This is a genomic window from uncultured Aquabacterium sp. (genome assembly GCF_947366995.1).
In the GTDB taxonomy this organism is placed as follows: domain Bacteria; phylum Pseudomonadota; class Gammaproteobacteria; order Burkholderiales; family Burkholderiaceae_C; genus Aquabacterium.
In genome coordinates this window covers 12,382-24,865 of sequence record NZ_CANBCC010000017.1, presented here as the reverse complement: position 1 = coordinate 24,865, position 12,484 = coordinate 12,382, and the positions used below count along the sequence as shown (strand labels likewise).

Genomic DNA, 12,484 nt, shown 5'->3' with positions numbered 1-12,484 from the left:
CATAGGAGCGCCGCAGTGGCTACACTCCCGGCCATGCCCGCGTCCCCTGCCGTCCTGATTGCACTGGACACCGCCACCGACCTGATCCACGCCGCCCTGGCCACCCCTGACGCCACGCTGGTGCGCCAGCTGCCGGGCGGTGCCCAGGCCTCGCGCGACCTGCTGCCTGCGCTGCAGAGCCTGCTCGCCGAGGGCGGGCTGACCTGGCAGGATGTCGATGCCATCGCCTTCGGGGCCGGCCCGGGCGCCTTCACCGGCCTGCGCACGGCGTGCTCCGTCACGCAGGGCCTGGCCCTGGGCCTGGGGTGTCCCGTGATCTCCCTCGACACCCTGCGTGCGGTGGCCGAAGACGCCCGCCTGCGTCAGCCCGACGCCGTGCCCGAGGGGGCCATCGTGTGGGTGCTGCAGGACGCCCGCATGGACGAGTTGTATGTGGCGGCCCTGGCCTGGCGCGATGGCGAATGGCAGACCGTCGAGCCCCCGCGCCTGTGGCCCGTGGCCGAGCCCGCACGCCGCTGGGGTGAGGGCGCTGTGGCCGACGACCTGCGTCTGGCGGGCAACGCCCTCTCGGCTTGCGCCGAGGCGCTGGCGCCTGTGCTGGCGACAGGCCGCTGTCGGCTGGCCGATGCCGAGGCCCGCCCTTCGGGCCAGGCGTTGGCCTCGCTGTCACGGCGCGCATGGGCTCGCGGTGACACTGTCGATGCCGCACTGGCCCTGCCCACCTACGTGCGCGACAAGGTCGCCCAGACCACGGCCGAACGCGCCGCCGCCCGTCATCCGGCCGGGCAGGGGGGCTGAGTGGTGCCGCCCCGGTATGTAGACCGCCCGCTGACGGACGCCGACATCGCGTCCGTCGTGGCCATGGAGGCCCAGGCCTGCCTGCATCCCTCGCACGCCTGGACGGCCGACAACTATCGCTCGTCGCTGCGAGCAGGCTACTGGGCCCGCGTGCGCTGTGATGCGGACAGCGGGCGGGTGGTGGCCGTCTGTGTGGCGATGGACGGCCCGGATGAGGTGCACCTGCTCAACGTCGCGGTCGACCGCGCCTGGCAGGGCCGGGGCTTGGCCCGTGCGTTGCTCGACGTGCTGACCGCACGCTGCGTCCAGCAGGGCGCCGAGTCCCTGTGGCTGGAAGTCCGCCCCAGCAACATGCCGGCGCAGACGCTGTACGCACGGCTCGGCTTTGTCGAGGTGGGGCGGCGCAAAGGCTATTACCCGGCGCCCGAGGGGCGCGAGGATGCGATCGTGATGCGGCTGGCGCTGACGCCTGCCGGGCCTGGAGAAGCCCATGCGGTGGACTGAACGACAGCGCGCCATGCTGCGCGAGATGGGCGTGCCGCCGTTCTGGCCCGAAGAGGCGGAGGCGCCCGCCGAGACTGTCACCGAGTCGGCGGCCGCGCCGGTGTTGCCGGTCGCTGCCGCAGGGGCCCCCGTGGCGCCTCCCGCCGTGCCGCAGCGCCCTGTCGCCGCTACCCCGGCCGCACCCGCCCGCGCGCCGATCGGCCGCCCCCCCGCCATGGCCGACAAGCCGGCCCCGATCGAGGCCCCGCTGGGCGCCCGCCCCGCCGGCGTCGACACCATGGACTGGGCCGCCCTGCGCACCACCGTGGCCAGCTGCCATGCCTGCAGCCTGGGAGCCAGCCGCAAGCAGGCCGTGTTCGGCGTGGGTCATGAGCAGGCCGACTGGATGATCGTCGGCGAAGCCCCGGGCGAGCAGGAGGACCGCGAAGGCGAGCCCTTCGTCGGCCGCGCCGGCCAGCTGCTCGACCGCATGCTGCACGCCATCGACCTGACCCGCGGCGAAGACGCGCCCGCCCGTCAGGTCTTCATCGCCAACGTGCTGAAGTGCCGCCCGCCAGCCAACCGCAACCCGCAGCCTCAGGAAGTGAGCCAGTGCGAGCCCTATCTGCTGCGGCAGATGGCGCTGGTGCAACCCAAGGTCGTCCTGGCCATGGGCCGCTTTGCCGTGCAGTCGCTGCTCAAGACCAGCGAGCCCATCGGCAAGCTGCGCGGGCGCGTGCACACAGTGCAGGGCGTGCCGGTGGTGGTCACCTACCACCCGGCCTACCTGTTGCGCAACCCGGCCGACAAGGCGCTGGCCTGGGCCGACCTGTGCCTGGCCCGCGAGGTGCGGGCTGAGGCAGGCTGATCAGCTGTCGATGTAGCGCTGGCGGCGGAACCACCACACCAGCCCGACCACGACGACCCCCATCAGCGCCATCGCGATCCAGAAACCGGCCGCTTCGTGGATCAACGGCAGCATGTCGAAGTTCATGCCGAAGATGCCGGTGATCAGGTTGAGGGGCAGGAAGATGGCCGTCAGCACCGTCAGTGTGCGCATGATTTCGTTGGCTCGGCTGCCCTGGAGCGAGAAGTGCATCTGCACCGCGCTTTCCGACGAGCTCTCCAGCCGGCGCACATGACTCAGCACGCGCTCGATGTGCTCCTGCACATCGCGTGAACGCACGCGCAGCACCTCGCGTTCGCGGGCGGCCTGCGGGTCTTGCGGCATGGGCACGTCTTCCAGCGCATCCAGCCATTCCTGTACCGCGCTGCGCTGGTCTTCGCAGGTGTCCTCCAGCATGTGCAGGGTGTTGCGCGATTCGAGCAGCGCCTGCCAGTTGCGGAAGCGGTTGCGGTTGTGCAGCATCTCCTGCTGCAGGTAGCCGAGCTGCCGGGTCAGCAGGCGGCGCAGGTCCAGGTAGCTGTCGACCATGTGGTTGACGATGCGCAACATCAAGTCCGCCGGGCTGGGCGGCAGCCGCGACGGGCCGCGGCCTTCCGTCCGGTGGGGCAGGCTCTCGCTCAAGCCGTGCAGCACGGCGTCGGCGCTGAGGTGGCCGTCGTCGTCGGCGCCGTGGCCCGCGCCCTGCGCCAGCTGTGGCTCCAGGCGCGGGGCGCCCTGACCGTCCTGCGGGCCCTGGCTGAGCTGGCTCAGGCGGGTCTCGAAGAAGTCGCGCACCGAGCAGTCGGCCGGGTGCACGGTCAGCAGCACCCGATCGAACACCGCAAAGCCCACGGGGCTCGTGTCGATGGCCGCCAGCGCCTTGCGCGCGCTCGACGCCGTGCCGCGCTCGTCGTCCAGAAAGAGGTGGGCCGTGCCCTGGCCCGCAGCCAACCGGCGGAACACCAGCAGGTCGTACCACGAGGTGTAGTCGTACTGCGAGGGCAACTGGGGGTTCAGCAGGTCCGAGACGTGCAGGTCCACCAGGCTGCCTCCGGCCAGGCGCTGCAAGTGGCGCTGCACCTCGGCCAGCTGCACCTCGAAGACGCGCCGCGCAGAGGTCACCCACAGAAAGCCGTGGGACGGCAGTGAGGCCGGCCAGCCCGGCAGCTCAGTGAACTGGTCGTTGATCAGAAAGAAGCGCACACGGTCTCCGCCATGCGGCCCCGGTCAGGCGCGCAGCTTGGCCGCGGCTTCCAGGGCGAAATAGGTCAGCACGCCATCGGCGCCCGCGCGTTTGAAGGCCAGCAGGCTCTCCATCATCACGGCGTCGTGGTCCAGCCAGCCATTCTGCGCTGCGGCCTTGAGCATCGCGTACTCGCCGCTCACCTGGTAGGCGAAGGTGGGCACCTTGAACTCGTCCTTCACGCGGCGCACGATGTCCAGGTACGGCATGCCGGGCTTGACCATCACCATGTCGGCGCCCTCGGCGATGTCCATGCCCACCTCGTGCAGAGCCTCGTCGCTGTTGGCCGGGTCCATCTGGTAGACCTTCTTGTCGGCCTTGCCCAGGTTGGCGGCCGAGCCCACGGCGTCGCGGAAGGGGCCGTAGAAGGCGCTCGCGTACTTGGCGCTGTAGGCCATGATCCGCGTGTAGATCAGGTTCTGCGCCTCCAGCGCGCGGCGGATGGCGCCGATGCGGCCATCCATCATGTCGCTGGGCGCCACGATGTCGACGCCGGCCTCGGCCTGGGCCAGCGCCTGTTTCGTCAGCACGGCCACGGTCTCGTCATTGAGGATGTAGCCGGTCTCGTCCAGCAGGCCGTCCTGGCCATGGCTGGTGTACGGGTCCAGCGCCACGTCGGTCATGATGCCGAGTTCGGGAAAGCGACGTTTCAGCTCGCGCACCGTGCGCGGCACCAACCCCTCTGGGTTGAAGGCCTCGCGGCCGTCGGGGGTTTTATGGGCCTGGTCGATCACGGGGAACAGGGCCAGCACCGGCACGCCCAGTTCCACGCAGCGCTCGGCCACGGCCCACAGCGCGCTGCGCCCCAGCCGGGCTACGCCGGGCATCGATCCCACGTCCTGCGTGCCTTCGTCCTGGTCCAGGATGAAGACCGGGTAGATCAGGTCGTCCGTGCTCAGTGCGTGCTCGCGCACCAGCCGGCGGCTGAAGGCGTCCTTGCGCAGGCGACGGGGGCGATGCAGGGGGAAGGCGGGGGTGATGGACATCGACGGGAACAATGAAAAGACCGTGAAAGATTGCAAAGCTGGCAAAAAATCAGCCGGCATCTGGGGTTTTTCGGACATGGCCGAAAGACATGCCGCGCGGGCCCCCCTATAATGGATCCCGAATGATACGCCGCGAGGCTTTCATTCCCTGCTTTTCCTCCCTGAGCAGGTGCCTTACCGTGATGACAGCGTTAAGGCTTGAAAGCCCCGGCTCGTGCCGGGGCTCTTTTTTTGTCTGCGCGGTTTCGACACACCGCGCGTGCGCCCACTGTGCACTGCTGCTCATAATCTCTCCATGAGCACTCCCTACCTCTGGGTCAAGGCCCTGCACATCATCTTCGTGGCCAGCTGGTTTGCCGGTCTGTTCTACCTGCCCCGCCTGTTCGTGAACCTCGCCATGGTGCCGGGCGACAGCCATGCCGAGCGCGAGCGCCTGCTGGTGATGGCCCGCAAGCTCTACCGGTTCGCGACCATCCTGATGATGCCGGCGGTCGGGCTGGGGCTGGTGCTGTGGCTGTACTTCGGCATGGGCAAGGGCCCGGGCCAGATCTGGCTGCACGTCAAGCTGACGCTGGTCGTGCTGACCATTGGCTACCACCACTACTGCAAGCGGCTGCTGCGCGACTTTGAAGCGCTGCACAACCGCCGCAGTCACCGCTGGTTCCGTGTCTTCAACGAGGTCTCGGTGCTGCTGTTTGCCGCCATCGTGATCCTCGTGGTGCTCAAGCCGACGGTCGGCTGAGGACCACGGCGCGCCTGGCGCGGGACCGACGGCGATGAGCGCACACCGCAGCGCGGCCTGGCCGCTGAGCTGGCTGGCGATCGCCCTGATCGCCTATGCCACGCTGTACCCGCTCAGCGGCTGGCACTGGCCCGATGCCCGGGTGTTCAGCTGGGCCCTGCCCAAGCTGCGCCAGGAGTTTTCCGGCGACCTGGCCGGCAACCTCGTGGGCTACCTGCCGCTGGGCGCCATCCTGTGCATTGCGCACCTGCGCTCGGGCCGCTCTGTGCCGGTGTCGGCGCTGCTGACCGTGCTCAGCGGGGCCGCGCTGTCCTACGCGCTGGAACTGGCCCAGTTCACCCTGCCGGCGCGCGTGCCGTCTGTCACCGACTGGGTGCTCAACACCCTGGGCGCGGCCTGGGGCGCACTGGCTGCGGTCACCGTCCACGCGCTGGGCCTCATCGACGGCTGGCACCGTCTGCGCGAGCGCTGGTTCATTCCCCAGGCGGGCCACGGGCTGGCGCTGCTGTGGGTGTGGCCGCTGGGCCTGCTGTTTCCGCCGCCGCTGCCGCTGGGGCAGGGACAGCTGTGGCCTCACCTGCACGTGCTGCTGGTCGACTGGACGGCCGACACGCCGCTGCAGCGCTGGCTGCTGCCCGAAGACCCGCTCACCCTGTGGGCCGGCACGGGGGCCTTGCTGCACGAGGGGTGGCCGCCCCTGCTGGAGTCGCTGACCGTGGCGGCCGGCCTGCTGGTGCCCATGTGTCTGGCGTGTGCGGTGGCGCGCCCACGCCGCCTCCGCCTGTTGCTGCTGAGCGGGGCGGTCGTGGTGGCCGTGGCCGTCACCACGCTGGCCACCGCCCTGAACTTCGCGCCCGTGCACGCGCTCACGTGGATGACCATGCCCACGCTGGTCGGCCTGATGCTTGGCGCGATGGGGGCGGTGGTGCTGGTGGGGCTGGGTCGCACCCTGTGCGCGGTGCTGGGCGTGGCGCTCACGCTGGCCCTCATCGTCCTGATCCACCTCGCCCCGACCGACCCGTACTACGCCGCCACCCTGGCCGCATGGGAGCAAGGGCGCTTCATCCGCTTTCACGGCCTGTCACGCTGGATCGGGCTGCTGTGGCCCTACGTGGCGCTCGCCTGGCTGTTGGCACGACTGCTCCACCGCGAGCCCCGAATCCCTGCTGCGGTGCGGCGAGGCCCGAGTGCCTAGAATGCGGGGATGAGCTATTACCAGCGCCACATCTTCTTCTGCCTGAATCAGCGCATCAACGGCGAGGACTGCTGCGCCGACCACAACGCGAAGGAAGGCTTCGACCACTGCAAGGCGCGCGTCAAGGACGCCGGGCTGGCGGGGCCGGGCCAGGTGCGCGTCAACAAGGCCGGCTGTCTGGACCGCTGTGCCGGCGGTCCGGTCGCGGTGGTCTACCCCGAGGGCACCTGGTACACCTTTGTCGACAAGAGCGACATCGACGAGATCGTCGACCAGCACCTGATCAAGGGCGAGGTCGTCGAGCGTCTGGTGCTGCCGCCGTCGGTCGGCCGCTGAAAGGCCGCGCGATGATCGGACGCCCCGCATCCACCACCCTCGAGGGGCCGGCCGGCCTGCTGGAAGTCGTCGTCGAGGAGCCTGCGCAGGCGCCCGTGGGGCTGGCCGTCGTGGCCCACCCCCACCCGCTGATGGGCGGCACGATGGACAACAAGGTGGTCCACACTCTGGTACGCGCCTTTGTGCTGCAGGGGTGGCGGGCCGTGCGCTTCAACTTCCGTGGTGTCGGCCGCTCGGCGGGTGCCTGGGACGAGGGCCGGGGCGAGACCGACGACATGCTCGCCGTGGTGGCGCAACATCGGGCCGACCCGGCGCTGCAGGACCTCCCGCTGGCCCTGGCCGGTTTTTCGTTCGGCGGCTTCGTTGCCGCTCGGGCGCACGCCGCTTTGATGGCGGCTGCCGACACCGATCCGAATGCCGCGCGCCCGTCCCAGCTGGTGCTGGTCAGCCCGGCCACCACCCGTTTCGACGTGCCGCCCGTGCCGGCGCACACGCTGGTGGTCGAGGGGGAAGAGGACGACGTCGTGCCGCTGGCCGACATCCTGACGTGGGCCCGCCCGCAAAGCCTGCCCATCACCGTCGTGCCCGGCACGGGCCATTTCTTTCACGGCCAGTTGCCCACACTGCGCGAGGTCGTGCGCAAGCACCTGCGCCTGGCGGCCGCGGGCGGCTGAACGCGTCCGCCGCGGGGCGGGCGCGCGTGCCGCTTGCAATTCCGCACCCGTGGCCCCACCTGCCTCCTTCCGCGTGCCCTGCTGAACCGATGCTCGCCCTCCGTCGCCTTGTCTCTCGCTGCCCCGACACCTGCCCGGCAGTGCACCCCGACCGTCATGCTGTTGCGTGGCGGCGGCGTGTGCTGCTGGCCTCGCTGGCCGTGACGCTGGCCAGCGGGCAGGCACCGGTGGCGCTGGCCGCTGCCCCGGCTGCCGATGCGCGCAGTGTGTTTGCCGAACCCGCCACCGCGATGCCGTCGCCGCCCGAGGTGGCCGCCCGCGCCTTCATCCTGCAGGACCTGGCCAGCCGACAGACACTGGCCGCCCGCCAGGCCGACCAGCCCCTGGAGCCCGCCTCGCTGACCAAGCTGATGACGACCTGGCTGGTGTGCGAGGCACTGCGCGACGGCAAGCTGCGCGCCGACCAGACGCTGCCTGTGTCCGAGCGCGCCTGGAAGGCCGGCATGGCCGGTGCATCGCGCGCCTTCCTGAAGGCCGGTGGCAGCGCGCGCGTCGACGACCTGCTGCGCGGCATGGTGGTGCACAACGCCAACGACGCCACCGTGGCGCTGGCGGAGGGGCTGGCCGGCTCGGTCGAGGCCTTTGTCGAGCGCATGAACCGCCAGGCCGAGGTGTTCGGGCTGCAGGCCACCCGGTTCCGCAATCCAGAGGGCCTGTCCGCCAGCGGTCACCGCAGCACCGCGCGCGAGCTTTCTTTGATCGCCGCCCGCCTGGTCACCGATTTCCCCGAGGTGCTCAAAATCTCGTCCCTGCAGCAGGCCACCGTGGCCGGCGTGAGCCAGCCGAGCCGCAACCTGCTGCTGATGCGCGATCCGACGGTCGACGGCCTGCAGACCGGATACACCGAGGCGGCCGGCTACGGCATGGTGGCGACCGCCCGCCGCAGCCTGGGAGGGGTCGAGCGCCGGCTGATCGCCGTCACGCTCGGGGCCGCGTCGCCCGAGGCCCGCGCCGCCGAGACCCAGAAGCTGCTGAACTGGGGCTACAGCGCCTTCGACATGGTCCGCCTGTTCGATGCCGGCCAGCCGGTGGCCACCGCGCAGGTGTGGAAGGGCCAGGCCAGCACCGTGCGGCTGGGCCGCCCCGCGCCCATCGTGGTCGTGGTACCGCGCGGGCAGGGCGGGCAGCTGCAGACCAGCGTGGTGCGCCAGGAGCCCCTGATGGCGCCGCTGCGCCAGGGGCAGACCGTGGGACGCCTTCGGGTGGCCATCGGCCCGCAGCACTGGCAGGATGTGCCCTTGCTGGCGCTGGAAGACGTGCCGCCGGCCGGCTGGTTCGGCCGCCTGTGGGACGCCGTGCGGCTCGGCGTGAAGTGACCGCTCACCTTCTGCCCCCCTCTTTTCCTGCTTTCCGTACCCGTTTCCTGAAAGGACGCTGACATGGCCTCCACCACGCCCCCCGCCCATACCCCCGCCAACCCGGTGATCCCGCCGGAAGAATCGCTGATCGAATACCCGTGTGCCTTCCCGATCAAGGTCATGGGTGCACACAACGAGACCTTTGTCGAGACCGTCGTGGCCATCGTCATTGAGCACGATCCCGGCTTTGCCGCGCACACCCTGGAGCGCCGCCCCAGCAGTTCCGGCAAGTACCTCGGCCTGACCGTCACCGTCACGGCCACCAGCCGCACCCAGCTCGACAACCTGTACCGCGCGCTCAGCGGTCACCCCCTGGTGAAGTACGTGCTCTGAGGTGCGGTTGCCTGCCGCATACAATGCCCCGTTCAATGGCCGGCGCGCCCCTCCCAGCCGGGAGGCGCCTCGGCCCTTTGTTTGAAGGAACCTGACTGTGTTGATTTCTGAAGCCTACGCCCAAGCCGCGGCCCCTGCCGCCGGCGCCACCGGTGGCCTGATGAGCATGCTGCCGCTCGTCCTCATGTTCGTCGTCCTGTACTTCGTCATGATCCGCCCGCAGATGAAGCGCCAGAAGGAAACCCGCGCGATGCTGGAAGCCCTGAGCAAGGGTGACGAGGTCGTGACCCAGGGGGGTGTCATCGGCCGCATCAGCAAGCTGGGCGACACCTTCGTGCACCTCGAAGTGGCCAACGGCGTCGAGCTGCAGGTGCAGCGCGCGGCCATCGTGCAGGTGCTGCCCAAGGGCACCTTCAAGTAATCCCGCTGCGCCGTCGAGGACCCCATGAACCGCTACCCCTGGTGGAAGTACCTGATCATCGCCGTGGCCCTGCTGGTCGGCCTGATCTACACCCTGCCGAACTTCTTCGGCGAGGCGCCGGCCGTGCAGCTTTCCAGCGGCAAGGCCACGCTCAAGCTCGACAGCTCGGCCGTGGCCCGGGTCGAGGCGGCGCTGAAGCAGGCCGGCATCCAGGCCGACTTCGTGGAGTTCGACGGCAACTCGGTGCGCGCCCGCTTTGCCAGCACCGACATCCAGATCCAGGCGCGCGACGTGATCGCCCGGGCGGTCAACCCCGATCCGGCCGACCCGAGCTACATCGTGGCGTTGAACCTCGTGTCGCGCTCGCCGCAATGGCTGCGCAGCCTGCACGCCAACCCGATGTTTCTGGGCCTCGACCTGCGCGGTGGCGTGCACTTCCTGATGCAGGTCGACATGAAGGCGGCCATCACGCAGAAGCTCGATGGTCAGACGGTCGACATCCGCTCCCTGCTGCGTGACAAGGACGTGCGCCACAGCGGCATCCGCCGCGAGGGCGACAGCCTGATCGTGCGCTTCCGCGACGGGGCCGCGCGCCAGGCGGCGCTGCCGGTGCTGCAGGACCGCCTGCCCGACCTGGTCTGGACCCCGGGCACCGACACCGGCGGCTCGGGCGACCTCACCCTGGTGGGCGCCCTCAACCCCCAGAGCGCCCGCGCCATCCAGGAGCAGGCCCTCAAGCAGAACATCACCACGCTGCACAACCGGATCAACGAACTCGGCGTGGCCGAGCCCGTGATCCAGCAGCAGGGCATCGACCGCGTGGTCGTGCAGCTGCCCGGCGTGCAGGACACCGCCAAGGCGAAGGACATCATCGGCCGCACCGCCACGCTGGAAGTGCGCATGGTCGATGACAGCACCGAGGCCCAGGCCGCGCTGGCCGGTGGCCCTGTGCCCTTCGGCACCGAGCGCTACTTCGAGCGCGGTGGCGTGCCCGTCATCGTCAAGCGCCAGGTGGTGCTGACCGGCGACAACCTGACCGACGCGCAGCCCGGCTTCGACGAGAACCAGGAAGCCGCCGTGCACCTGACGCTCGACGCCCGTGGCGCGCGCATCTTCAAGGACGTGACCCGCGAGAACGTCGGCAAGCGCATGGCCATCATCCTGTTCGAAAAGGGCAAGGGCGAGGTCGTGACTGCACCGGTGATCCGTGGCGAGATCGGCGGCGGTCGCGTGCAGATCTCGGGTCGCATGACCTCGGAAGAGGCCGCCGACACCGCGCTGCTGCTGCGCGCCGGTTCGCTGGCCGCGCCGATGGAGATCATCGAAGAGCGCACCGTCGGCCCCAGCCTGGGCGCCGAGAACATCGAGATGGGCTTCAAGAGCCTGGTTTACGGCTTTGGCGCCATCGCGGTGTTCATGATGCTGTACTACCTGCTGTTCGGCGTCTTCTCGACCATCGCGCTGGCCGTCAACCTGCTGCTGCTCGTGGCCGTGCTGTCGATGCTGCAGGCCACGCTGACGCTGCCCGGCATCGCCGCTATCGCCCTGACGCTGGGCATGGCCATCGACTCCAACGTGCTGATCAACGAGCGCGTGCGCGAAGAGCTGCGCAACGGCTCGGCCCCGCAGACGGCCATTCACGCCGGCTACGAGCACGCCTGGGCCACCATCCTCGACTCGAACGTGACCACGCTGATTGCCGGTCTGGCCCTGCTGGCCTTCGGCTCCGGCCCGGTCAAGGGCTTTGCCGTGGTGCACTGCCTGGGCATCCTCACATCGATGTTCTCGGCGGTGTTCTTCTCACGCGGCCTGGTGAACTTCTGGTACGGCCGTCAGAAAAAGCTCAAGAGCGTCTCGATCGGCCAGGTCTGGAAGCCTCAGGAATAAGAATCGGAAGACAAGGAACACTCGGTCATGGAATTCTTCCGCATCCGGCGCGACATCCCCTTCATGCGCCACGCGTTGGTCTTCAACGCAATTTCCTTCCTCACCTTTGCCGCAGCGGTGTTCTTCCTGGTCACCCGGGGGCTGCACTTCTCGATCGAATTCACCGGTGGCTCGCTCATCGAGGTGCAGTACGCCCAGAGCGCCAACCTGGTGAAGGCGCGTGAGGCCGTTGAATCGCTCGGCTACGGCGAGGTGCAGGTGCAGAACTTCGGCACCTCGCGTGACGTCCTGATCCGCCTGCCACTGCGCGGCGGCATGAAGCAGGGCGAGGTGGTCGGCAAGGTGTTCGATGCGCTGTGCCGTGCCGAAGGCGGGCAGGTGAGCACGCAGGCCGCCGAGAAGGGCCCGTCCCAGCTGTGTCAGGCGGGGGCTGTGCAGCCGCTGACGTTGCAGCGCAGCGAGTTTGTCGGCCCGCAGGTCGGCGATGAACTGGCCCGCGACGGCGCCCTCGCGCTCGCGGTGACGGTCCTCGGCATCATGATCTACCTGGCGATCCGCTTCGAGTGGAAGTTCGCTGTGGCCGGCATCATCGCCAACCTGCACGACGTCATCATCATCCTGGGCTTTTTCGCCTTCTTCCAGTGGGAGTTCTCGCTGTCGGTGCTGGCGGCCGTGCTGGCCGTGCTGGGCTATTCGGTCAACGAATCGGTCGTGATCTTCGACCGGATCCGCGAGGCCTTCCGCAAGTACCGCAAGATGAGCACGAGCGAGGTCATCGACCACGCCATCACCTCGACGATGAGCCGCACCATCATCACCCACGGCTCGACCGAGGCGATGGTGCTGGCCATGCTGGTGTTCGGCGGCCCCACGCTCCACTACTTCGCGCTGGCCCTGACCATCGGAATTCTGTTCGGCATCTACTCGTCGGTCTTCGTGGCGGCGGCCATCGCCATGTGGCTCGGCGTGAAGCGTGAAGACCTCGTGAAGAACACCAAAAAAGACATCGATCCCAACGACCCGCACGCGGGTGCCGTGGTGTAGAGTCCCTTTCAACAGGAACCACCCCGCCGGGTTCGTCG

14 protein-coding genes are annotated in these 12,484 nt (G+C 69.3%); 12 read left to right on the top strand and 2 right to left on the bottom strand.

Translation table 11 applies throughout. The annotated features are described in order from the left end of the window. Nucleotides 1-33 precede the first annotated feature (33 nt). The 3 genes from tsaB to Q0Z44_RS06850 are packed head-to-tail and all read left to right on the top strand — an operon-like array spanning nt 34 to nt 2,149. The gene (gene tsaB / locus Q0Z44_RS06860; protein ID WP_298011388.1) at nt 34-798 is read left to right on the top strand and encodes a tRNA (adenosine(37)-N6)-threonylcarbamoyltransferase complex dimerization subunit type 1 TsaB; all 765 of its coding nucleotides are present in this window, start codon (nt 34-36) and stop codon (nt 796-798) included. Further along, nucleotides 799-1,302 carry a ribosomal protein S18-alanine N-acetyltransferase gene (gene rimI / locus Q0Z44_RS06855; protein ID WP_298011387.1) on the top strand — a complete coding sequence of 168 codons (504 nt, stop codon included), beginning with the start codon at nt 799-801 and terminating at the stop codon, nt 1,300-1,302. It abuts the gene before it with no gap. Next, nucleotides 1,289-2,149 (top strand): uracil-DNA glycosylase, encoded by an 861-nt coding sequence (locus tag Q0Z44_RS06850; protein ID WP_298011386.1) that lies wholly within the window; start codon nt 1,289-1,291, stop codon nt 2,147-2,149. The genes rimI and Q0Z44_RS06850 overlap by 14 nt, the downstream gene beginning before the upstream one ends. Here the strand turns inward: Q0Z44_RS06850 and Q0Z44_RS06845 are convergent, their stop codons facing one another. Both Q0Z44_RS06845 and hemB read right to left on the bottom strand, forming a co-directional pair. Then, nucleotides 2,150-3,370, bottom strand: a complete 1,221-nt coding sequence (locus Q0Z44_RS06845; protein ID WP_298011385.1) for a CorA family divalent cation transporter — start codon at nt 3,368-3,370, stop codon at nt 2,150-2,152. It lies immediately after the preceding gene. 24 nt (nt 3,371-3,394) lie between these two features. Continuing rightward, nucleotides 3,395-4,396 (bottom strand): porphobilinogen synthase, encoded by a 1,002-nt coding sequence (hemB, locus tag Q0Z44_RS06840; RefSeq protein WP_298011384.1) that lies wholly within the window; start codon nt 4,394-4,396, stop codon nt 3,395-3,397. 295 nt (nt 4,397-4,691) lie between these two features. On the opposite strand from hemB, the gene Q0Z44_RS06835 reads away from it, so the two are divergent. The 9 genes from Q0Z44_RS06835 (at nt 4,692) to secF (ending at nt 12,446) form a co-directional block, all read left to right on the top strand. Beyond that, the gene (locus Q0Z44_RS06835) at nt 4,692-5,138 is read left to right on the top strand and encodes a CopD family protein (protein WP_298011383.1); all 447 of its coding nucleotides are present in this window, start codon (nt 4,692-4,694) and stop codon (nt 5,136-5,138) included. A gap of 34 nt (nt 5,139-5,172) precedes the next feature. Then, nucleotides 5,173-6,333, top strand: coding sequence for a VanZ family protein (locus Q0Z44_RS06830; protein WP_298011382.1), 1,161 nt, complete (start codon nt 5,173-5,175; stop codon nt 6,331-6,333). Nucleotides 6,334-6,342: 9 nt separating this feature from the next. Continuing rightward, the gene (locus Q0Z44_RS06825) at nt 6,343-6,669 is read left to right on the top strand and encodes a 2Fe-2S ferredoxin (protein ID WP_109034117.1); all 327 of its coding nucleotides are present in this window, start codon (nt 6,343-6,345) and stop codon (nt 6,667-6,669) included. An 11-nt stretch (nt 6,670-6,680) separates the two neighbouring features. After that, nucleotides 6,681-7,343, top strand: a complete 663-nt coding sequence (locus Q0Z44_RS06820; protein ID WP_298011381.1) for an alpha/beta fold hydrolase — start codon at nt 6,681-6,683, stop codon at nt 7,341-7,343. Between the two features lie 89 nt (nt 7,344-7,432). Then, nucleotides 7,433-8,719 (top strand): D-alanyl-D-alanine carboxypeptidase family protein, encoded by a 1,287-nt coding sequence (locus Q0Z44_RS06815; RefSeq protein WP_298011380.1) that lies wholly within the window; start codon nt 7,433-7,435, stop codon nt 8,717-8,719. A 63-nt stretch (nt 8,720-8,782) separates the two neighbouring features. Continuing rightward, entirely contained in the window at nt 8,783-9,094 is a 312-nt protein-coding gene (locus Q0Z44_RS06810; RefSeq protein ID WP_298011379.1) for a DUF493 family protein, read from the top strand. A 97-nt stretch (nt 9,095-9,191) separates the two neighbouring features. Beyond that, a complete protein-coding gene (gene yajC, locus Q0Z44_RS06805; RefSeq protein ID WP_298011378.1) occupies nt 9,192-9,515 on the top strand; it encodes a preprotein translocase subunit YajC in 324 nt (107 codons plus the stop codon). Between the two features lie 24 nt (nt 9,516-9,539). Beyond that, a complete protein-coding gene (gene secD / locus Q0Z44_RS06800) occupies nt 9,540-11,402 on the top strand; it encodes a protein translocase subunit SecD (RefSeq protein ID WP_298011377.1) in 1,863 nt (620 codons plus the stop codon). 27 nt (nt 11,403-11,429) lie between these two features. Then, nucleotides 11,430-12,446 carry a protein translocase subunit SecF gene (secF, locus tag Q0Z44_RS06795; protein ID WP_298011376.1) on the top strand — a complete coding sequence of 339 codons (1,017 nt, stop codon included), beginning with the start codon at nt 11,430-11,432 and terminating at the stop codon, nt 12,444-12,446. Nucleotides 12,447-12,484 lie beyond the last annotated feature (38 nt).